General features: G+C 37.7%; 16 protein-coding genes, 1 tRNA gene and 1 pseudogene. 10 read left to right on the forward strand and 8 right to left on the reverse strand.

Going from position 1 to position 19,972, the window contains the following annotated elements; all coding sequences use genetic code 11:
* Window positions 1-16: 16 nt before the first annotated feature.
* The 4 genes and pseudogenes from K348_RS0108900 to K348_RS19015 form a co-directional block, all read left to right on the forward strand.
* The gene (locus K348_RS0108900) at window positions 17-1,822 is read left to right on the forward strand and encodes a PKD-like domain-containing protein (protein WP_081852544.1); all 1,806 of its coding nucleotides are present in this window, start codon (window positions 17-19) and stop codon (window positions 1,820-1,822) included.
* Between the two features lie 38 nt (window positions 1,823-1,860).
* Window positions 1,861-2,649 (forward strand): hypothetical protein, encoded by a 789-nt coding sequence (locus K348_RS18390; RefSeq protein ID WP_029904622.1) that lies wholly within the window; start codon window positions 1,861-1,863, stop codon window positions 2,647-2,649.
* Window positions 2,650-2,679: 30 nt separating this feature from the next.
* Window positions 2,680-4,569: a DUF5074 domain-containing protein gene (locus K348_RS0108910; protein WP_051697728.1), complete on the forward strand. Its 1,890-nt coding sequence runs from the start codon at window positions 2,680-2,682 to the stop codon at window positions 4,567-4,569.
* Window positions 4,570-5,089: 520 nt separating this feature from the next.
* Window positions 5,090-5,311 (forward strand): annotated as a pseudogene (locus tag K348_RS19015) (transposase); the annotation flags it as partial.
* 35 nt (window positions 5,312-5,346) lie between these two features.
* On the opposite strand, the gene K348_RS0108915 reads toward K348_RS19015, so the two are convergent.
* Complete coding sequence (locus tag K348_RS0108915) at window positions 5,347-6,468, reverse strand: glycosyltransferase (protein ID WP_051697731.1); 1,122 nt, start codon at window positions 6,466-6,468, stop codon at window positions 5,347-5,349.
* Between the two features lie 211 nt (window positions 6,469-6,679).
* On the opposite strand from K348_RS0108915, the gene K348_RS0108920 reads away from it, so the two are divergent.
* The 4 genes from K348_RS0108920 to K348_RS0108935 all read left to right on the forward strand — a co-directional run bounded on the left by K348_RS0108920 (window position 6,680) and on the right by K348_RS0108935 (window position 8,900).
* Window positions 6,680-7,135 carry a DUF4494 domain-containing protein gene (locus K348_RS0108920; protein WP_029904625.1) on the forward strand — a complete coding sequence of 152 codons (456 nt, stop codon included), beginning with the start codon at window positions 6,680-6,682 and terminating at the stop codon, window positions 7,133-7,135.
* Between the two features lie 17 nt (window positions 7,136-7,152).
* A complete protein-coding gene (locus tag K348_RS0108925; RefSeq protein WP_029904626.1) occupies window positions 7,153-7,821 on the forward strand; it encodes a YggS family pyridoxal phosphate-dependent enzyme in 669 nt (222 codons plus the stop codon).
* A gap of 16 nt (window positions 7,822-7,837) precedes the next feature.
* Window positions 7,838-8,779 carry a hydrogen peroxide-inducible genes activator gene (locus K348_RS0108930; protein ID WP_029904627.1) on the forward strand — a complete coding sequence of 314 codons (942 nt, stop codon included), beginning with the start codon at window positions 7,838-7,840 and terminating at the stop codon, window positions 8,777-8,779.
* 47 nt (window positions 8,780-8,826) lie between these two features.
* A tRNA-Ala gene (locus K348_RS0108935) sits at window positions 8,827-8,900 on the forward strand.
* Between the two features lie 45 nt (window positions 8,901-8,945).
* Here K348_RS0108935 and K348_RS0108940 read toward each other — a convergent pair.
* From K348_RS0108940 to K348_RS0108950, 3 genes are all read right to left on the reverse strand, one after another.
* On the reverse strand, window positions 8,946-9,254 hold the full coding sequence (locus K348_RS0108940) for a hypothetical protein (RefSeq protein ID WP_051697732.1): 309 nt from the start codon (window positions 9,252-9,254) through the stop codon (window positions 8,946-8,948).
* Between the two features lie 89 nt (window positions 9,255-9,343).
* Window positions 9,344-9,880: a redoxin family protein gene (locus tag K348_RS0108945; RefSeq protein WP_029904629.1), complete on the reverse strand. Its 537-nt coding sequence runs from the start codon at window positions 9,878-9,880 to the stop codon at window positions 9,344-9,346.
* A 126-nt stretch (window positions 9,881-10,006) separates the two neighbouring features.
* On the reverse strand, window positions 10,007-10,414 hold the full coding sequence (locus K348_RS0108950) for a nuclear transport factor 2 family protein (protein WP_029904630.1): 408 nt from the start codon (window positions 10,412-10,414) through the stop codon (window positions 10,007-10,009).
* A 105-nt stretch (window positions 10,415-10,519) separates the two neighbouring features.
* Between K348_RS0108950 and K348_RS0108955 the strand changes: the two genes are divergently transcribed.
* The gene (locus K348_RS0108955; protein WP_029904631.1) at window positions 10,520-10,984 is read left to right on the forward strand and encodes a TspO/MBR family protein; all 465 of its coding nucleotides are present in this window, start codon (window positions 10,520-10,522) and stop codon (window positions 10,982-10,984) included.
* A gap of 87 nt (window positions 10,985-11,071) precedes the next feature.
* Here the strand turns inward: K348_RS0108955 and K348_RS0108960 are convergent, their stop codons facing one another.
* A complete protein-coding gene (locus K348_RS0108960; RefSeq protein WP_029904632.1) occupies window positions 11,072-12,322 on the reverse strand; it encodes a spondin domain-containing protein in 1,251 nt (416 codons plus the stop codon).
* Window positions 12,323-12,694: 372 nt separating this feature from the next.
* Window positions 12,695-13,273, reverse strand: a complete 579-nt coding sequence (gene rbr / locus K348_RS0108965) for a rubrerythrin (RefSeq protein WP_029904633.1) — start codon at window positions 13,271-13,273, stop codon at window positions 12,695-12,697.
* A 251-nt stretch (window positions 13,274-13,524) separates the two neighbouring features.
* On the opposite strand from rbr, the gene K348_RS0108970 reads away from it, so the two are divergent.
* Window positions 13,525-15,234: a SulP family inorganic anion transporter gene (locus K348_RS0108970; RefSeq protein ID WP_029904634.1), complete on the forward strand. Its 1,710-nt coding sequence runs from the start codon at window positions 13,525-13,527 to the stop codon at window positions 15,232-15,234.
* A gap of 80 nt (window positions 15,235-15,314) precedes the next feature.
* Here the strand turns inward: K348_RS0108970 and K348_RS0108975 are convergent, their stop codons facing one another.
* Together K348_RS0108975 and K348_RS0108980 are read right to left on the reverse strand one after the other, a co-directional pair.
* Entirely contained in the window at window positions 15,315-16,733 is a 1,419-nt protein-coding gene (locus tag K348_RS0108975; protein ID WP_029904635.1) for a TolC family protein, read from the reverse strand.
* Window positions 16,734-16,735: 2 nt separating this feature from the next.
* On the reverse strand, window positions 16,736-19,909 hold the full coding sequence (locus K348_RS0108980; protein WP_029904636.1) for an efflux RND transporter permease subunit: 3,174 nt from the start codon (window positions 19,907-19,909) through the stop codon (window positions 16,736-16,738).
* Window positions 19,910-19,972 lie beyond the last annotated feature (63 nt).

Consider the following 19,972-nt stretch of genomic DNA (forward strand, 5'->3'; position numbering starts at 1 on the left):
ACCAAATTCTTATATTATGAATAAAAAAAATTATTTAATCCCGTTAATGTTCCTGCTTATTTTATTTGCAGGATGTTCAGACAGTAACGATGATGAAGAATTATTAGCGCCTGTTATCTCCGGTATCGAAGACAAGTATACCGTATTGGAAGGAGACGAATTGGAATTTACTCCTGTTGTCACAAATGATAACTATTCGGATTATAGTTGGCAAATCGATGGCAAAGAAGCTGCAAGTACATTGAAATACACCTACAAAGCAACTGTAGAAGGGGATTACACTCTCGCTTTCAAAGTAGTGAACAAAGGAGGAAGTGCTAGAAAAGAAACTTCAATCACAGTAGTAAAAAGGGATTCTCCTCCCGTTATTTCAGAATTGGAAGAAAAATATTCAGTTGATGCCGGTACCGAATTAAAGCTTAACCCTTCGGTTATCAGTGATAGTGAAGTAAGCTATTCCTGGTTCATGGATGATAAGGAAGTGGCTAAGACTAAAGAATATATATTCAAAGTATCACAACCCGGAAAATACAAGTTAATTCTGAAAGCAACTAATAAAGAGGGTGTATCTGAGAAAGAACTTTCCATTATTGTAAACGGGGAAATTGCTAATATCGAAACATCTGTTTACACTATTATATCTCTTGAAACACCTTCATTCCTGACGGATTCGGAGAATATTCAGTGGGAGCTTTTAAATTCTCCTTCAGAGTTGTACAGGCTTTCAGATAAGAATACTAAGACTCCTATGTTTATTGCCGGAAAAGAAGGTGAATATCAGTTACTGGTAACTGATGGAGAAATTAAAAGTACGATGAAAGTTATAGTAAAAAAGTCAGTAAAGAAACAATCACCTTATATATCAAAAGTATTTGATTACCTCCCGGCTCCCGGTCAGTTTGTAAATGTACTCCCGGAATACAAAGAAGGAGATACGCATGCGGATATGGTGAAAAAAGCACAGGAGTGGCTGGTCGGTGAAGATGCATGGATGATTACGCTTGGAGGCTGGGGAGGATATGTAACTATTGGTTTTGACCATACGATTTTAAACATTCCGGGCAAACGTGATTTTCGCATCAACGGAAATGCGTTTGGCGCAGATTATGGACGTCCGGGGGCTCCTTTTGGAGGAAGTTGCGAACCGGGTATAATCATGGTCGCCTATGACAAGAACAAAAATGGAATACCAGATGATGATGAATGGTACGAGATTAAAGGCAGTAGTAACTTTTCGGCAGAAAAAGAGCCTTGGTACAGTTATGCCGTTGAAAATGGAAACGATACTAAGGTCTATCGTGATTATCAAATGACTTATTACAAACCGACTAAAGAAGCTCCTGAAATTATCGGAGAGCCGGACAACCCTAATGCATATATGACAATAGAAAAATATATCCGTTGGGAGGATAATAAAAATAACAACGGATATAAAATAAAAAACGTTTATCATCAACAAACCTATTATCCGGCTTGGCTGAAAGACAACCAGCTTACTTTTAAAGGAATACGTTTACCCGAAAACGGGATTAATGAAGGAAAGTATGTTCCCGGAATCAATGAGGGCAGCACCTACTATGTTCTTTACGGCTTCAGGTACGGCTATGTAGACAATTATCCTAATATACACGACAATTCTGGTATTGATATAGATTGGGCTATAGATAAAGACGGTAATAAGGTTGACCTGCCGGGCATTGATTTTGTGAAAGTCTATAATGGTGTAAATAAGGAAAACGGCTGGCTCGGAGAATGTTCGACGGAGATAGAACGTGGCGAAGACTTGCATATGCTTGGAAAAAGTATAGAAACAATCAAATAATATTATTTTATTTTTCATATAAACAAAGAACAAACACAATGAAAAAACTATTTTCTTATCTGGTGCTGATTTCTCTAATAGTATTTTCTTCCTGTTCGGAAGAAAATGCAATTATGGATAACTCAAATCTATCCGTTGCAACAGAGAATGCATTTACTGTACAAGGACAACCTTATGATTTATCAAAATCAACAATTAAGGGTATCAAATCAACGTATTCTACAAAATCAACTGATACCTCAAATGGCGGAGACCCTAATTTTACAATGAAAGACATTAAGTTCTGGGTCGGAACCGGGACTAATAAAGCAGCAATGGTAATCGAATGGCATGATGGTAAAAGTCCTGATGCATTAGTTTGGGGGTATAAATGGGATGGAGATGCTTATGGTATCGATATGATACGCGAAATAGTGAAAGCTGATCCAAGGTTAATATTTTTAACGCACATGACGGGACCGATGGGATATACAATAGCTGGTTTTGGTTATAATATTAATAAGACAGGTAATCATTATCTGATATATGACAACCAGACAAGTAATCCTAGATATGCTGTAAACGGGATCGTTTATACGGATGCATATAATTATGATAGTTGGACTTATTCTGATTCTGCCGATCATTGGCGTGCCGGATGGTACAGCGGATATTGGAGCTACTTTGTGAAAGATTCCGGAACCGAAGCATGGGAATATTCCAATTGGGGAGCATCAAGCCGGAAACTCATAAACGGAAGTTGGGATGGTTGGTCTTTCCTCGATGATATGACTGAATGGGAAGGCAGACAATTGGGCCGGAAATTCTCCTCAGCATTACCAAACTAAAAACTATTCTATAAAATAATATATACTATAATGAAAAAAGCAGTAAATTATCTATTTATCTTATTAAGCTGTGTAATTATATTTAACAGTTGTAGCGATGATTATGACGATTCTTTCCTTAGAGAAGAGATCAATAAAATTAAAACGGATATCGAATCCTTGAAAAAACAGATTACATCAGTAGAGAGTGTTGTAGATGCTCTAAATAAAGGAAAAGTCATCACCGGGGTGGAAGCTCTAAGCGATAATAAAGGACACAAGATCACATTTAACGATGGAACATCAATTGAAGTCCTGAATGGAGAAAAAGCTCCGGTCATTGGTGTTGCGGATTCGCAAGGAACATATTATTGGACAATAACAACTGACGGCAAAACTGATTTCCTGACGGATAAAGACGGCAATAAATTGCAAGTTTCGGGCAAAGACGGCGAATCACCTAAAATGGCCATTGATTCGGAAGGTTATTGGACTATAAACGGTACTCGTATCAAAGATGCAAATGATAGTTATGTAAAAGCACAAGGGGACTCTTTCTTTAAAGAAATTGTAGAAGATGAAGCAACCGTGACTTTTGTCTTAGCTGATGATAGTGAAATCATCATACCTAAATCCCAAGGTACATTCTTAATGTTCGAAAGTGAAGACGGTAATCCTTCATTCGTATTTAATCCGAATCAGGCTAAACGATTAAGGATTAAGTTTGCAAATATCCAATCGATGGAAATCATATCAAAACCTGAAGGATGGACAACGAATATTCACATTCCTGATAAATATGTAAATGTCGTAGCTCCCAAAGAAGGTCATGGTATAGGAGAAATCAGGCTTCAGGGGCTAGATAAAAATGGATTGACCTTTTTGGCTATAGCAAAGGTTAGTATTACAGGGAGTGGATTTTCTGCAATTGATGGTGTCTTTATTCTAAATGAAGGCAATATGACTACAGAGAATGGTTCTCTTATCTATATTTCTCCTGACGGACAATTATATGACCGTATTTATGCGAACATGAATGGAACTGAACTCGGAAATGTAGAACAGGATATGTTTATTAACAATGGGAAAATATATTTTATTTCTCAAAACGGTAGAAAGAATCCTATCGGTACCGGATTTGTTAATGACGGAATGCTGATCGTTGCCAATAGCGAAACAATGAAAAAAGAAGCTTCGTATAATGATGAGCTATCTATCTTAAGCTGGCCAACACATCTTGGAGTCCTGAATGAAGAAAACATTTTCATCAGGGATAATAGTGGAGTACATTTATTTAACAGTACATCCAAGGAATTAAAGTTCGTTAACGGGACAAAAGGGGCTGCAAAAAACAGGATGGCTGTTGTAAACAATAAAGTTTTCGTTCCTGCCGGTAAAAAAATATTTGTACTGGAAGCCGGTAATACCGAAATATCTCAAACCATAGAAATGGACGCAACTATCAGTGGTGTTGTAAAGTCAAAAGACGGGCATATATGGGTATCTACAACAGGGTCGCCCCATAAGATATCAAAAATAAACAGTCAGACCTATTCTGTTATAAAAGCAAATGATATAACAGAAGGAAAAGTTAGTGCGGGATCGGCTGCTACTCCGGGCATTACAGCAAAAGGAGATACGTTATACTATAGTGGAGCTTCAACAAAAATATACCGCCATATTTTTACTACCGGAGAGTCTAAGTTAATGGTTGATGCCAAAACTTATGTTGATAATGCTAATATTGTTTATAATAATATTGCTGTACATCCGAGAACAGGCAAAGTATATCTTAATACAATAAAAGCCTTTGGCTGGGATTTTCTTATTAATAATATAAGTGTTTTCGATCTGGAAAGTACAACTCCTGTTCTGGATAATAACTATCAGAATTATACCCATTTTCCTGCCGGAATATTTTTCCCCGCGGATTTTAAGTAAGTTATATAGCATGTTGATATGTATATAGATATTACTTGAATTAAACAGGAGAGTCTTATTGACTCTCCTGCTTTTGTTTTCTATTTTTTGAAAATAACTATATAATTGTTCAAAAATTAAACATGAAGATTATGTATAGCAGATAGCAGTTTATCCTTTATAATTGACTGTATTACATACAATCACTTTTCCTACATAATATTGCTAAAACAATTCATTCATATGTTTCCTCATTTTGTCCTTATTGGTATTGGCATAGTAGTATTTATATATAGTTTGCGGATTATTGCCCACCTGTTCAGTTATCTGTAAAGGATGGTATCCCTCATCAATCAGCTTCGTAATAAAACAACTGCGTGCTGTACCCCATGTTACTTTTTCTGTAATACCCTAATGCCTTCGAAAATGAATATCTAAAAAAGTTATAAGCCTTAACACAGAAAAACAAAGGGCAGAATCCATCCAGGATTTAAGGCTTACCTTTCCACTTTCATCCATATTGGAAGTAGCACGGATGGCTAAAAGTATGTCCAGAAAAGCTAATTGTTTAGATAATGCAGTTATGGAAAATTTCTTTGGACATTTAAAATCCGAACTATTATATTTGCACAAGTTTGAATCAATACCACACTTCAAAAAGGAGCTGGAAGAATACATCTATTATTATAATAATGACAGAATTAAATTGTCTTTAAACAAACTGAGTCCGGTAAAATACCGAACTCAATCTAAATATAATTAATTATTTTGTCCAACTTTTGGGGGGGCACTTCAATATTAACTTTTTAGAAATTTATAATAATTGTAGATTGAAGTTAGTGGATTTTTCCGTTTTTTGATAGGGATACTCCTATAAAGATTTAAGTAAAAACTCATATGTCTTTCCAAGGTATATGAGTTGGCATATTTAATTTGGTCTTCAATAAATGCATCATTATTGTAGAAAGTTTGTATATTATCCGTTATAATATTTTTCATATATTCAGGATCGAAATTTTCCCAGAAGAAGGCATATTTATCTCCGATTTCGGGTAAGCTGGTACATGACGAAGAGAACACGGGCTTACCGAATAGCATAGCCTCGATGACGGGATAACCGAACCCTTCAAATTTAGAGGGAAATAGGAATGCTTCGCAGTATCTATACATCCATACTTTTTCCTCAGCGCTTATTGTTCCTGTAAGGGATACATTTTCAATGTTTTCGTCGGTAATCCGCTGTTGGATATATTGCGCGTATTCGAAACTGTTGTCGCCGCATATGTATAAATTATATTCGGGCATGAGTTTCATCATATCCAGCAATATATGGAAGTTTTTCTTTTCTACTATCTGACCAATGGTGAAAAAGAATTTTTTGTCTGTATCTGCCCAGTTCGGTGTTTCGGCTTTATCGTTGACGATACTACGTTCCCCCACATAATTTAATTGCACTGTTTTCCCTTTTAGATTGAGATGTGTTTCAATTTCACCTATTGTGAAATGTGATATAGCTGTGATTGCATCGACAATATCAATAATGGCTTGTTGGCGTTTCAGTTTTCTTTTAGCTTTTGAGGCACTTCTTTCATAAAGAAAGTTCAGGTCATGTATGCTAATAACCCTCACTGTATTACTGTCAATGGAAATACATTTAACCTGTTGGGTTATACTATGCCAAATATCGTAATGGGGGAGAAGGAAAGGATAAAATTTATACTTGCGTTTAAATTCCAGATATTTTATATGATCGCCAAACTTACCTATATATTGTTTAGGTACAAGCAGTGTGATATCGAGATCTTGTATTTTGTCTGCGTTATTTTTTATATAGCTGCCATAGTTTAATGACAATTGGCCGAAACCATTAGTGAGGTATTCCAGATATCTCAGATCGATTAAAACGCTTCTTTTTTTCATTGGTTTAATTAATAGAGAACAAATGTATGAAGGTTATTTAATTTATCTTCTATATTGCGGAAAATACTTTTTTTACACATTCTTCGTTCTGTTTTCAAGAAAATTATTTAATAAACCATATACATAATTTATTGAACAATAGATATTATGAATTAAATTTGTTAAATTTGTAGCGTCAAAATATAGATTAAATTAATAAGGACTTGTATATATGCACAATTGGTTTGAATGTAAAGTCAGTTATGAAAAAATGCTGGAAAACGGCATGCAGAAAAAGGTAACTGAACCCTATCTTGTAGATGCTTTATCTTTTACGGAAGCTGAAGCACGTATTATTGAAGAAATAAAGCCTTATATAACAGGCGAATTTACTATAACAGATATTAAGCGGGCAAAGCTGTCGGAATTGTTTTTTAATGACAATGGCGACCGCTTTTTCAAAGCTAAAGTATTATTTATTACTTTGGATGAAAAGAGCGGTACTGAGAAGAAAACAGCTGCGCAAATGCTAGCACAGGCGTCTGACCTGAAGGAAGCACTCAAAGTTGTAGAAAAAGGGATGGAAGGCACTTTGGCGGACTATGCAATCGCTTCACTATCGGAAACTACAATAATGGATGTATTTCCATATTCGGAAGATCAGAAAAAGAAAGTAGTACTGGTTTAAGCTATTATCCTGCAGATATGAGTATATCTGAAAATTTACATGTGATAAAAGACAGGCTGCCGGCAGGCGTAAAGCTCGTAGCCGTTTCTAAATTCCATCCGGTGGAAGCGATCAGGATTGCTTACGAGGCTGGGCAGCATATTTTTGGAGAGAGCCGGATGCAGGAGATCAGCCAGAAATATCCTTTATTGCCTCAGGATATCGAATGGCATTTTATCGGTCATCTGCAGACAAATAAAGTAAAATCGATTATACCTTATACGCATACGATACATAGCGTCGATAGCTGGAAGCTTCTCTCAGAGATAGAGAAGTATGCATCGAGAATAGGAAAGCGGATACGTTGCCTGCTTGAGATATATATAGCGCAGGAAGATGCCAAATACGGACTTTCTTTCGACGAATGCAGACAGCTTCTTGCCGGAGAACAATGGCGGGAATTCAATTTCGCATATATCGGCGGTGTAATGGGTATGGCATCGAATGTGGAAGATGAAAATCAGATCAGAAAAGAGTTTAAAAGTTTAAAACTTTTTTTCGATGAGATTAAAAATGATTACTTTTCGGATAATAACGATTTCTGCGAAATATCTATGGGTATGTCGGGAGATTATAAAATAGCAATAGAAGAAGGTTCAACGATGATAAGGGTAGGGTCTTCTATCTTTGGTGATCGCGAATATTAACACAAAATAAAAAAATATGAATATACAGCAACTGGAGTATATTATAGCAGTGGACAACCATCGCCATTTTGCTAAAGCAGCTGAGGCATCGTTTGTTACTCAACCTACATTGAGTATGATGATACAGAAGCTGGAAGATGAATTGGGTGTGAAAATATTCGACCGCAGCCAGCTGCCTGTTCAGCCGACTGTAATCGGTACCCAGATTATCAATCAGGCACGGGTTATAGTTTCGCAGGTAAAGCAGATAAAGGAAATAATACAGGAAGAGAAAGGTATTGTACAGGGTGTTTTCAAACTAGGAATTATTCCTACAATTGCGCCATATCTTTTGCCTAAACTTATGCAGATGCACGATCAGAACGGATACGATATCGTTTTGGTAATAGAAGAAACTACAACAGGGCAGATAATAGAAAAACTGTTGAACGGGGCTTTGGATGGTGCGATATTGGCAACTCCGTTGAAGAACGAAAAGATTACAGAGCATCCTATATATTACGAACGCTTCTACGCCTATGTGTCTCCTCGCGAGACGTCTTTATATGCCAAGAAAGAATTGGAAGAAGAGGACTTGAATATCAATCGTCTTTGGTTGCTCGAAGAAGTACATTGCTTCCGCGGACAGATACTGCGTATATGTAATATGCGTAAGCGTAAGAGTTCGCATTCCTTATTTTCATATGAGGCCGGAAGTATAGGTACATTGATAAACATTGTCGACAACAATAGCGGTTTAACAATAATTCCTGAGATGGCTATAGATGAACTTACTGAGAAACAGAAACGAAATATACGTCCGCTGAAAGGAATATCGCCTGTACGAGAAATCAGCCTTGTGACCCGTCGTGAATTTTTACGCGAGAGAGTACTCGATATTATCATTTCTGAAATAAAGAAATCGGTGCCTCAGCCTTTGTTGAATAAGGAACTGAAGAAATTTGTAGTAGATATTTGAAAAAGATATTGGCGGATAACAAAAAATACTATCTTTGTATCCGAATTGGGGCACTAGCTCATCTGGCTAGAGCGCAACGCTGGCAGTGTTGAGGTGATCGGTTCGAGTCCGATGTGCTCCACAAATAAATAGTCCTCGCATTGTAAAATGCGGGGATTATTGTATATCAATCTTCCGTTAATTCAGGATATTCTGAAAAATAAATATCCATTCCGATTTTAGCCATTATTTTCATAGATTCAGAACTTAATACGGCTCCGCCCCCTGCGGCTTCTTTTCTGATATCAAATCCGATATCAGCAACATATGAATCTTTGGGTAGTAATATGCCTTTTGTTTTAAGCCATTCTCCTAATGAATCAATTTGACCCGGCAAATCCCAAATACCTTCGCATAGATAGTCAATACGATCATAATTACGTTTATAAATATTTATTGGCATAGAATTTATTTGTATTTTCCATAAATCTACCATTTTCTAACAATCCTCACAAAAAGAGTTCGAGACTTTGGTGCTATTCTTAAAGGGAATCAATATTTCACCAATAAAAATATTGGAAGATTTCATTTCTTCACCCACTCTTTCAATTGACTTATTAAACCTTCTTTATTACTAGGCCTTTCTGCTCTTTTTACCACAATATTACCATCCTTATCCACTATGGCATATTTTGGTATGGATATATCATATTCGCCTTTGTCGTTTTTGAGAAATAAGGTCTCAACATCTGAAGCAAAGTTTGCAGCACCATCCTGAGGAGGCTGATATGGCACGAAGTATCCTTTAGCATTATATTGATTTAAAAGAGATAAACATTTATCTATATCCTGCCTTTGATCTATGGATATATATATTTTAATAATGTCGTTATCCTCAAAAAACGAGTCCAGATTCTTAGACTCTTTCAGCTCCACAATACAAGGCTTACACCATGATGCCATTACGTCGATATATATCACTTTCCCTCTATATTGGCTAAGTAAATCATTTAAAGAAGAAGGGTATCTCAGAATCTGTATTTTAGCGCTATCATTCAGGGGGTTAGCACTCGTATTTATTGATAGACATGCTAATAAAAGGAGATGAATGGCTTTTTTCATTGTATTCTGATTGTTTAATTAGATTTATAAAGCTAACAATTTATTCCAAAATTCTTTTCATGCATTCATATATTATGATAAAAGAAATTCAGGATGCTTAATACATAATATAATAGTTAAGTAAGACTATATACATTTATCAACCCTGTTTATAATATCCATTACAATAATATTATCTGCATAAACCTGCCATTTGCTTACCTGATTATCCTTTATTATGGCAGTCCAAGCTGCCGGAATTCGCCAATAATTAGAGTTCTCATTGTTTTTCAAATTCTTGTATGTTCCACTGGCATAGCCAAGCAGGCAAATAAGATTATCCTTTTCTAGTATATCCTGTACTTCAATCTTATAATCGGGAAACATCTTAAAATAATCTATCCATGATTGTTTCATATCGTTTCTACCAATCACGTTGTTGTCATGTGCATCGATAAAAAGATGATTGTCAGTCATCAAAGAATATAGTTTGTCAACGTTCGCATTATTTATCGCTTCAACATATTCGAGGGCAATATCTGTATATGTTTTCATTGCTTAATATTTAGATTATGAATAAAGTTAATGAGAAAACTAATAAATTCAATAAACAATACATAAAGAGGATGCGTTTTTATTAAAAAATAAATATAAAACAGTATGAGAAAAATATTAAATATAATTATCCCGGTACTGATATGCTTCCTGATAGGAATGACTGCAAGCTATTTTCAGAGTGATTCAATAGAAACATGGTACCCGACATTGAATAAACCACCGCTTACACCCCCTAATATTGCATTTCCGATTGCTTGGAGCATAATATATTTACTGATGGGTATTTCAATAGGTCTTGGTTTGAATAGTAATATCAGAGACAAAAGAAATATCATTCTTTTGTTTATTATACAATTGATATTCAACTTCACGTGGAGTATCAGCTTTTTCTATTTACAAAATCCGTTATTGGGATTAGCTAATATTTTAATTCTTGATATTCTTGTTGCCGTATATATAATAACTACATTTCGCATCTTAAAGGTTAGTTCATACTTGTTCATTCCATATATGTTATGGATTGTTTTTGCAACTTATCTGAATGGTTATATTTTTTATTATAATTAAGTTGTGCTTATACAAGATTATAAAAAATAAAAGAGATTGCTAATTAGCAATCTCTTTTATTTTTTTTCTGAAAGTATATCAGTATAGTTACTTGATAGTTACCTTAATAACATTTGATACCTGAGGTACAGGATATGTAGTATCTACTTTCTTGATATCAACGTCTTCTGCTTGTGGTGTTCCACCAAACAGAGCCTGATGGTTTCCTGCTCCCGGATATTGGTTTACACCTGTTCCGCTATCCAATAATACAGTTTTAGCAGTCATATCACCTTTAGAGGTAGCTTTGATTGTTTCACTGTTTGAATAGAACCAGTCATTTGAATATCCGAACATAGTAGCATAAGCGATATTATCGTCTTTCCATGCTTTGTAACGTACATCGTTGCTTTCGCCCGGTGCCAGACTGTTACCTATTACGTAGACGTGTCTAACGTTTGTCATACCTTCGAGAGAAGCTTTCAATACAGAGGCATCACCTTTCTGTGTAAGTTCTTTCAAACCGATCTTTTTGTCCTTAGTGTCTAATTGATAAATAGGGTTGATATCGCCACTATATACAACTACTAATACCGGAGAAAGACCTGTTATGATCCCAGTCATATCTGTAACTAATTCTCCAAGAGGAGCATTATTACCTTTTTCAACTAATTCAGTAAGTTGTGCAGATGATTTTTCGTTCAATTTGAAGAATGGTTCTGCTTTCACCAGATTACCACCTAATACATTCGAAACTGCCCATACTCCCGGAGAAAGAGGGGTTTCATTAATAGTTCCTCCACTATTGTTCCTGATAGTCAGCGTAAATTCAGAAGTGTTGGCATTAAAAGCCAGATTCAGTTTTACAAGTTCTCCCGCCGGTCTGTAAAGATTACCCTGAGCATCTTGCGTTAGAATTTTTTGTATTGTTCCTGTATCAGCTACACCCGGATGTTCTAAACTTGAACTAGGCTGTTCATTCACCCTTGTTCCGTTATCCCACAATTGCATTTCAGAAGATACATCACCAGTTATCGCAGTTCCGTCATCGTTGAATAACTTAAGCCCCGGGTTTTCAGGTGCAAAGAACATGTCGTTAGAATAACCGTACATTGTTGCAAACATCAGGTGCTGACCTTTTGCAGCATGGAATTTTACAGTAACCGATTCACCTACAGCTACTCCTGCGAATTTTCCACTCTGGACAAACTCTTTAAGTGGTGTAACATTTTCGAATAAGATGGTAGATTCTGTGTCATAATAAACATCATCATCGTCGTCATCACTACAAGATGTAAATGCAGCACCTGTCAATAAGAATGATGCAATTACAGCAAATGATAAGAATTTTCTTTTCATAATTTTTTTATTTTACATTAAATACCTAATTTGTTTAGAAATCTCCGTTATCAGGCATACTCCTACTAAAACTTAAAAACAAAAACCATTATGAAAAGTTCATGTTAAAATTTAACTTAAATAGTTGATAATGTGTAATTAAAAGTGAATTTTTTAAATGATTCTATCCTAAACTAATTGATATATTAGTATATATGATTTAGACTAAGAATATAAAATAGGTTAAAACCATACAGGCGCTTTTCATGAGATTACTATATATAATTTGTTAATGTAATAAATGATTATTGAAAATTAACACCGTCTCATATGCTCAAAATAAAAAAGGGTTGCATTTCCGCAACCCTTCTCATATTACATAATATATTCTTATTAGAAATTCCACTTAAGCGGCTCAAAGTATGCCTGAGGATGTAAACATGCCGGACACATTTTTGGAGCCATCCTGCTCTTAATTACAAACCCGCAATTGCGGCATTGCCAGTCGATCGGTTCTTCACGTGTAAATACCGTATTGCTCTCGACCCTAGCCAGAAGTGCTTTATAACGGTCTTCATGCATGTTTTCCACTTTTGCTACCATACGATACATTACTGCTACTTCTTTAAATCCTTCTTTTTCAGCTATTTCTGCAAATGCAGGGTAATCTATAGCCCATTCTTCATGTTCTCCGGCTGCAGCTTCTATGAGATTTTCGGCTGTTGTTCCAATCTTGCCTGCAGGATACATAGCTGTAATTTCCACCATGCCGCCCTCAAGGAACTTGAACATACGTTTTGCGTGTTCCTTTTCCTGATCAGCTGTTTCTAAAAATATAGCTGCAATCTGCTCGAATCCTTCTTTTTTAGCTACACTTGCAAACATCGTATATCGCATTCTTGCCTGGGATTCACCTGCAAATGATTTCAACAGGCATTTTTCAGTCTCCGTGCCTTTAATACTTTTTTCCATAACTTCTTCGATAGTTTAAATTGATAGTTGTCACAAAATTAATATTTATTGTGTTTTAAAGGAAATCGAACCAAATCATTTTGTAACTTTGCCGCCTTAAAAAAGTATAATAAGGAGCTGTTTTTAAGCGCGTTAATTAGACCTGTTCTAAACTGGTCGATATGAGGGGTAGATAAACAGCTATATATTAATATATTGGATGTCGATTCGGTAAATACTAATTAATTCTAAATAGTTTTGTCGGTTTTATTATGAAAAAGGATCTCTTAAAGGACTTTACGCCTCAATTGCTGATTTCACTAAAGACGTACGATAAAGAAAAATTCATTCGTGACCTCATGGCGGGTCTCATAGTGGGTATTGTAGCATTACCTCTGGCATTGGCTTTCGGTATTGCATCAGGTGTCACGCCCGAACAGGGAATAATCACAGCTATAATAGCCGGATTTATTATCTCTTTTCTGGGAGGAAGCCGTGTACAAATAGGGGGGCCGACAGGTGCGTTTATAGTTATCGTGTATGGCGTGGTGCAAACGCATGGCATCAAGGGTTTGCTGATAGCGACAATTATTGCGGGAGTAATTCTTATTCTTTTAGGTGTATTTAAATTGGGTAAGATTATAAAGTTTATCCCATATCCGATTATAGTCGGATTTACCAGTGGTATTGCAGTCACAATCTTTACGACTCAGATAGCCGATATTTTCGGACTGGACTTCGGAGGAGAAAAAGTTCCGGGAGATTTTATCGGAAAATGGATTATATATTTTAGACATCTTGATACAATAAACTGGTGGAATACAATAGTAAGTATAGGCAGCATACTGATTATTGTATTTACTCCGCGACTAATGAAAAAGATTCCGGGATCACTGGTCGCTATAATTCTGGTTACAGTAATAGTTTACTTTCTGAAAACACATTTGGGGATCACAGCTATCGATACTATTGGAGACCGCTTCCGAATTAATGCCGCATTGCCTGATGCCGAAATTCCTGATATCAATATGGCTGCCATAACGGATTTATTACCTGTCGCTATTACTATCGCCATGCTTGGAGCAATCGAATCTTTACTGTCGGCAACGGTTGCGGATGGTGTAATAGGAGGGGAGAAGCATAATTCCAATACAGAACTGATTGCACAGGGTGTTGCCAATATTATCACGCCATTATTCGGCGGCATTCCTGCCACCGGTGCTATTGCGCGTACGATGACAAATATAAATAACGGCGGGCGTACTCCTGTTGCGGGTATTATTCATGCAGTAGTTCTGTTACTGATACTTTTATTGTTGATGCCTTTGGCTCAATATATCCCGATGGCTTGCCTTGCAGGTGTATTGGTCATTGTATCATATAATATGAGCGAATGGCGTACATTTAAGGCACTCTTGAAAAATCAAAAATCCGATGTAGCTGTTTTGCTTATTACCTTCTTCCTGACCGTTATATTCGATCTTACCATTGCTATCGAAGTAGGTTTATTATTGGCTGTTGTCCTTTTCATGAAACGTATTAATGAAGTAACGCATGTTTCCGTTATAAAGAATAAACTCGACCTGACAGACGAAAGCGAATTTACACAGGATGAAGAAATCCTTACTTTACCCGATGGTGTTGAAGTATATGAAATCGACGGCCCTTTCTTCTTTGGTATTGCTAATAAATTCGAAGAAAGCATGCGTATAATAGGGGATAAATCGAAGATACGTATCATCCGTATGCGTAAAGTACCGTTTATAGATTCGACAGGACTTCACAATTTGGAAAGCCTCTGTACTAAATCGATGAAAGACGGTATTCAAGTCATTTTATCGGGTGTAAGACCTAATGTACACGCCATGATAAAGACATCAGACATACCCGGGATGATAGGTGAAATAAATATTTGTGATAATATCAATATCGCGATTGCACGCGCAAATACAATTATAAATGAACTGACAGAATCGAAGTGAAATTTATTATGATAATAAATAGAAGAAGGGATATTTCGTATGAAATATCCCTTCTTTGTTGTATATGTAAATCGATTGTTCTACTCGATGCCTCCTCCCAGTGCTCTGTATAGATCTACACAGGCCTGTAGCTGTTCGAGTTTATCATTCACCTGTGCAAGTTGCGCCTGCAAAAGGCTTTGTTCAGAATTCAATACTTCTGTATAATTAGCTTCGCCGGCAGTGAGTAATTCTTTAGTATCGTCTACTGCTGTAAATAAGGCATCTACTTGTTTTGCCCTGTCTTCATTCTTGCGGAGTGAAGACTCATATGTAAACATAATGTCCGATACTTCCTGGCTTGCTTTCAATACAGTTTGCTCGAAAGTAAGCAATGCTTCTTCCTGTTGGGCTTTAGCTATTTTCAACTGGCCTCTCAACTGGTTACCTGCAAATATCGGTTGTGTAAGCCCTCCGACAATATTAGCCAGAATATTTGTAGGTTTAAAGAATTGCGTCAGCGTATTTGATGCATATCCGACAGAAGATCCTGTACCTAATGTGAGAGAAGGATATAATGAGCGCTGCGCCACATTTTTCATCTCAAATGCATATCTGAATCCCATTTCTGCCTGTTGCACATCCGGGCGTTTAGCAAGCATCTGCGCTGGAACACCAAAATCGAGATATGTAGGAACATTCTGATTGTCGATAGATGTCCTTGCAATAGGTCCCGGTTTACGGCCTACCAGCACGCTTAGGGTATTTTCCAACTGTCTGATCTGGCTCTCCAATGTAGGAACGCTTACCATTGTATTATACAATAATGCTTCGCTCTGCTTTACACCTGCACGATTGAGGAGTCCTGCCTGCATCATATCACTCATAGTCTGAGTACTCTCTGTCAATAAGCCGATAGTCTCTTTCGTGATCTTCAGTTGTTCATCAAGTGCCAGAAGAGTATAATAAGTAGTAGCGATATTTGCAACCAAGGAAGTCTGTATCAGGTTGCGATAGGCATATGTGCTTACCAGATTGGCATATTGCGCTTTAGACCTGCTATTGAGTTTGCCCCAGATATCGGCTTCCCATTGTACTGCAATACCTAGCGACCATGTGTCACCGCCATTGTAACCGAGCACTTTTTCTCTACCGCTGCTATTTACACTTGCCTGTCTATGCTGTACACTTCCTGCAAGGGCTAGGGTTGGAAAATAAGCCGATTTGGCGATAAGAAGTCCTGCCTCAGCCTGCTGAATACGTGTATAAGCAATCCGCAGATCATAGTTGTTAGTCAATCCCTCATCGATTAACGATTGCAGATCAGGATCGCTGAAATACTCTCTCCAAGGGATATTGGCTATAGTAGTCGTATCTGTCGGGTTTTCATCTCTGAACATATCCTGCGTATTTACTTCAGGAGCTTTGTATTTGTTTGAGTTCAGTACCCCGCAGGAGGCAAGCCCCATTGAGAGTGTTACTCCCAATAGAACGATGCCTTTTGTATATTTTCTAGTCATAATTATTTATCTTTTTTATTGATGAATTCATCATTCGAATTAACCATTCCCGATTTACTGAATTTATCCTGAATAGATTGGAATATGATATACAGGGAAGGTATAACCAGCACCCCGATCATTGTTCCTATAAACATACCACCTACGGCACTGATACCGATAGACCTGTTACCGATAGCACCTGCACCCGAAGCGAACATCAGCGGAAGCAATCCGGCGATGAATGCAAAAGATGTCATAAGGATAGGACGAAGACGGGCCACGGCTCCGTTAACGGCTGCCTCTACAATACTCATACCCTGTTGGCGGCGCTGCAATGCATACTCCACAATAAGGATGGCATTCTTCGCCAAGAGTCCGATGAGCATGATCATGGATATCTGTACATAGATATTGTTTACAATACCTTGTGATACTCCGAATATCATCAGGAAGATGAATACACCTGCCAGACCGACCGGTAATGAGAACAGTACGGCCAATGGTATAATGTAACTTTCGTACAAGGCACATAACAACAGGTATACGAAGATGATACAGATGCCGAAAATCAATACTGTCTGGCTACCACTACCGGCTTCCTCGCGCGTCATACCTGCATATTCGTAAGTATAACCGTCAGGGAAGATCGTTTTATCGGTAGACATTTCCTCTACGATTTTGAGGACGTCACCCGTACTGTAACCACTCAACATATTAGGTATTATGGTTACGTCCATAGACTGGTACATATTGAAACGGTCCAGTGTAGGAGGAGCAGTAACATCGGATACATGGATAAACTCTGTGATAGGAGCCATATCTCCCGATCCTGTCTGGATAAATATACCATTCAGGTCTTCCAGCTTACTTCTGTATTCAGGGGCTGCCTGCACCATTACGCGGAACTGCTTACCATACAGGTTGAAAGTAGATATATACGAACTACCGATATTTACCTGCAATGTATTCATTACCTGACTGAGCGTTAATCCTGCAGCTTTTATTTTAGGTATATCGGCTTCTACAAGCTTCTGTGGGAAGTTAGGGTTGAAGTTGGTCATAGCCATCATCACCTCTTCCCGTTGCTGGATTTTGGATACAAAATTGGTTGTGAGTTCGTAGAACTTATTTATATCACCACCCATTCTGTCCTGCAACTGCATTTCCACACCGGCTCCAAGACCGAATCCCTGTAGGGTAGGAGTAGCCATGAAGAAGAATGTAGCATTATTTATATTGCTTGTTTTTTCTTTCAGTATAGCCGATACTTCATTTGTGGAGAGTTTACGTTGGCTCCATGGTTGCATTTTTACAATCATAGTACCATACGAACTACCCAGACCGGCCATAAAGTTCACCCCTGTGATATTGGTTACATATTGCACACCGTCTATTTCTCTTGCAATCTTAATTACTTCGTTTACCACAGAATCGGTTCTTTCAAGAGATGAGCCGGGAGGTAATGTTACGAATCCCATAACACCACCACTATCTTCCTGAGGTACAAATCCGGTTGGAAGCATCTTCATAAGTCCGAACAAAATACCCGATGCAACAACGATGATAGCTACTGTAATCCAGCGATGTCCTCGTCTACCTAAAAAGTGAAGACTCTTTTTGTATTTTTGAGTGGCACTGTTGAAGGTCATGTTGAAGTAATAATAGAACTTCTGCATGAAATTCTTTTTCTTATGCTCTTCGTCATGTGGCTTTAAGAACAGCGCACAGAGAGCCGGACTCAATGTCAAGGCATTCACAGCCGAGATAAGGATCGATATGGCAAGTGTCAGACCGAACTGCTTAAAGAATATACCCGTAGTACCTCCAATAAAGCTGACCGGAATAAACACGGCCGACATAACCAATGTGATGGAAACGATAGCCGGGGCAATTTCCTTCATCGCCGTCATTGTCGCCACTTTCGCATCCTTTTCTCCTGCATCCAACTGCGCATGGACGGCCTCGACGACGACTATGGCGTCGTCCACCACAATACCGATAGCGAGTACCAATGCAAAGAGAGTAAGCAAGTTTACGGAGAATCCGAATACCTGCAGGAAGAAGAATGTACCTACAATAGCTACCGGAACGGCAATTGCCGGAATAATGGTAGACCTGATATCCTGTAGAAATATAAATACTACAATAAATACAAGGATAAAGGCTTCGATCAGTGTATGTATTACTTTTTCAATAGAAGCATCGAGGAATTCACTGGAGTCCATCAGGTAATTTATAGATATACCTTTAGGAAAAGTTTTTTGAGATTCATCCAAAACGGCTTTTACATTCGTGATAACTTCCTGTGCATTCGACCCGGCAGTCTGACTGATAGCAACGAATACCGCCTCATAGCCATTTGTTCTTGAATATACACTATAGTTCAGTGATCCGAGCTCTACATCGGCCACATCTTTAACCCTTAATATCTGGTCGCCCTGCGAACGGATAATTATATCGGCAAACTGTTCCTGTGTTTTCAGCTTACCTGTATACTTTAATGTATACTGGAACGACTGGTCACTATTCTGCCCCAACTCACCCGGAGCAGCTTCGATATTCTGATCCTGTAGTGCAGCAATAACTTCCTGTACAGATATTTTGTAAGCAGTCATTACATCAGGTTTTAACCATACGCGCATCGAATAGTCTTTTGCCCCGTATACATTTGCATTACCTACCCCGTATACACGCTTGATCTGAGGTAAGATATTGATATTTGCATAGTTTTGAAGGAATTCTCCATCATAGTCAGGATTATCAGTGGAAAGCGTAAAACCGAGTATTGTACTGTTCTGTTGCTTTTGTACTGTAACCCCGATTTGTGTTACTTCCTGCGGTAAGAGCGGAGTAGCACGGGCAACAAGGTTCTGTACGTTAACGGAAGCAATATCCGGATTAACTCCTTGTTTGAAGAATATCCTGATTTCTGCCATACCGTTGTTCATAGCCGAAGATGTCATGTATGTCATACCTTCCACCCCGTTGATCTGTTCTTCGAGCGGTATAACGACACTATTCATTACCACATCCGCGTTAGCTCCGGGGAAGGTGGCCGATACCTGCACTGTCGGCGGTGCAATATCGGGATACTGCTCAACCGGTAGTGTAGCCAGACCTATTATACCCAATACAACGATGATGATTGATATAACGGTTGACAGTACGGGTCTTTCTATAAATGTTTTTAACATTGTTTTCTGTATTTTTTTGTTATTATATAACCCCTCCTTACTCCCATAACCAGGGAGAAAGCC

Origin of the sequence: Prevotella sp. 10(H) (assembly GCF_000711235.1) — a bacterium.
Taxonomy (GTDB): Bacteria; Bacteroidota; Bacteroidia; order Bacteroidales; family Dysgonomonadaceae; genus Dysgonomonas.

Coding starts and splice junctions, on each gene's coding strand:
- K348_RS0108900 (WP_081852544.1), top strand. CDS start 17: ATGAATAAAAAAAATTATTTAATCCCGTTAATGTTCCTGCTTATTTTA.
- K348_RS18390 (WP_029904622.1), top strand. CDS start 1,861: ATGAAAAAACTATTTTCTTATCTGGTGCTGATTTCTCTAATAGTATTT.
- K348_RS0108910 (WP_051697728.1), top strand. CDS start 2,680: ATGAAAAAAGCAGTAAATTATCTATTTATCTTATTAAGCTGTGTAATT.
- K348_RS0108915 (WP_051697731.1), bottom strand. CDS start 6,468: ATGAAAAAAAGAAGCGTTTTAATCGATCTGAGATATCTGGAATACCTC.
- K348_RS0108920 (WP_029904625.1), top strand. CDS start 6,680: ATGCACAATTGGTTTGAATGTAAAGTCAGTTATGAAAAAATGCTGGAA.
- K348_RS0108925 (WP_029904626.1), top strand. CDS start 7,153: ATGAGTATATCTGAAAATTTACATGTGATAAAAGACAGGCTGCCGGCA.
- K348_RS0108930 (WP_029904627.1), top strand. CDS start 7,838: ATGAATATACAGCAACTGGAGTATATTATAGCAGTGGACAACCATCGC.
- K348_RS0108940 (WP_051697732.1), bottom strand. CDS start 9,254: ATGGTAGATTTATGGAAAATACAAATAAATTCTATGCCAATAAATATT.
- K348_RS0108945 (WP_029904629.1), bottom strand. CDS start 9,880: ATGAAAAAAGCCATTCATCTCCTTTTATTAGCATGTCTATCAATAAAT.
- K348_RS0108950 (WP_029904630.1), bottom strand. CDS start 10,414: ATGAAAACATATACAGATATTGCCCTCGAATATGTTGAAGCGATAAAT.
- K348_RS0108955 (WP_029904631.1), top strand. CDS start 10,520: ATGAGAAAAATATTAAATATAATTATCCCGGTACTGATATGCTTCCTG.
- K348_RS0108960 (WP_029904632.1), bottom strand. CDS start 12,322: ATGAAAAGAAAATTCTTATCATTTGCTGTAATTGCATCATTCTTATTG.
- rbr (WP_029904633.1), bottom strand. CDS start 13,273: ATGGAAAAAAGTATTAAAGGCACGGAGACTGAAAAATGCCTGTTGAAA.
- K348_RS0108970 (WP_029904634.1), top strand. CDS start 13,525: ATGAAAAAGGATCTCTTAAAGGACTTTACGCCTCAATTGCTGATTTCA.
- K348_RS0108975 (WP_029904635.1), bottom strand. CDS start 16,733: ATGACTAGAAAATATACAAAAGGCATCGTTCTATTGGGAGTAACACTC.
- K348_RS0108980 (WP_029904636.1), bottom strand. CDS start 19,909: ATGTTAAAAACATTTATAGAAAGACCCGTACTGTCAACCGTTATATCA.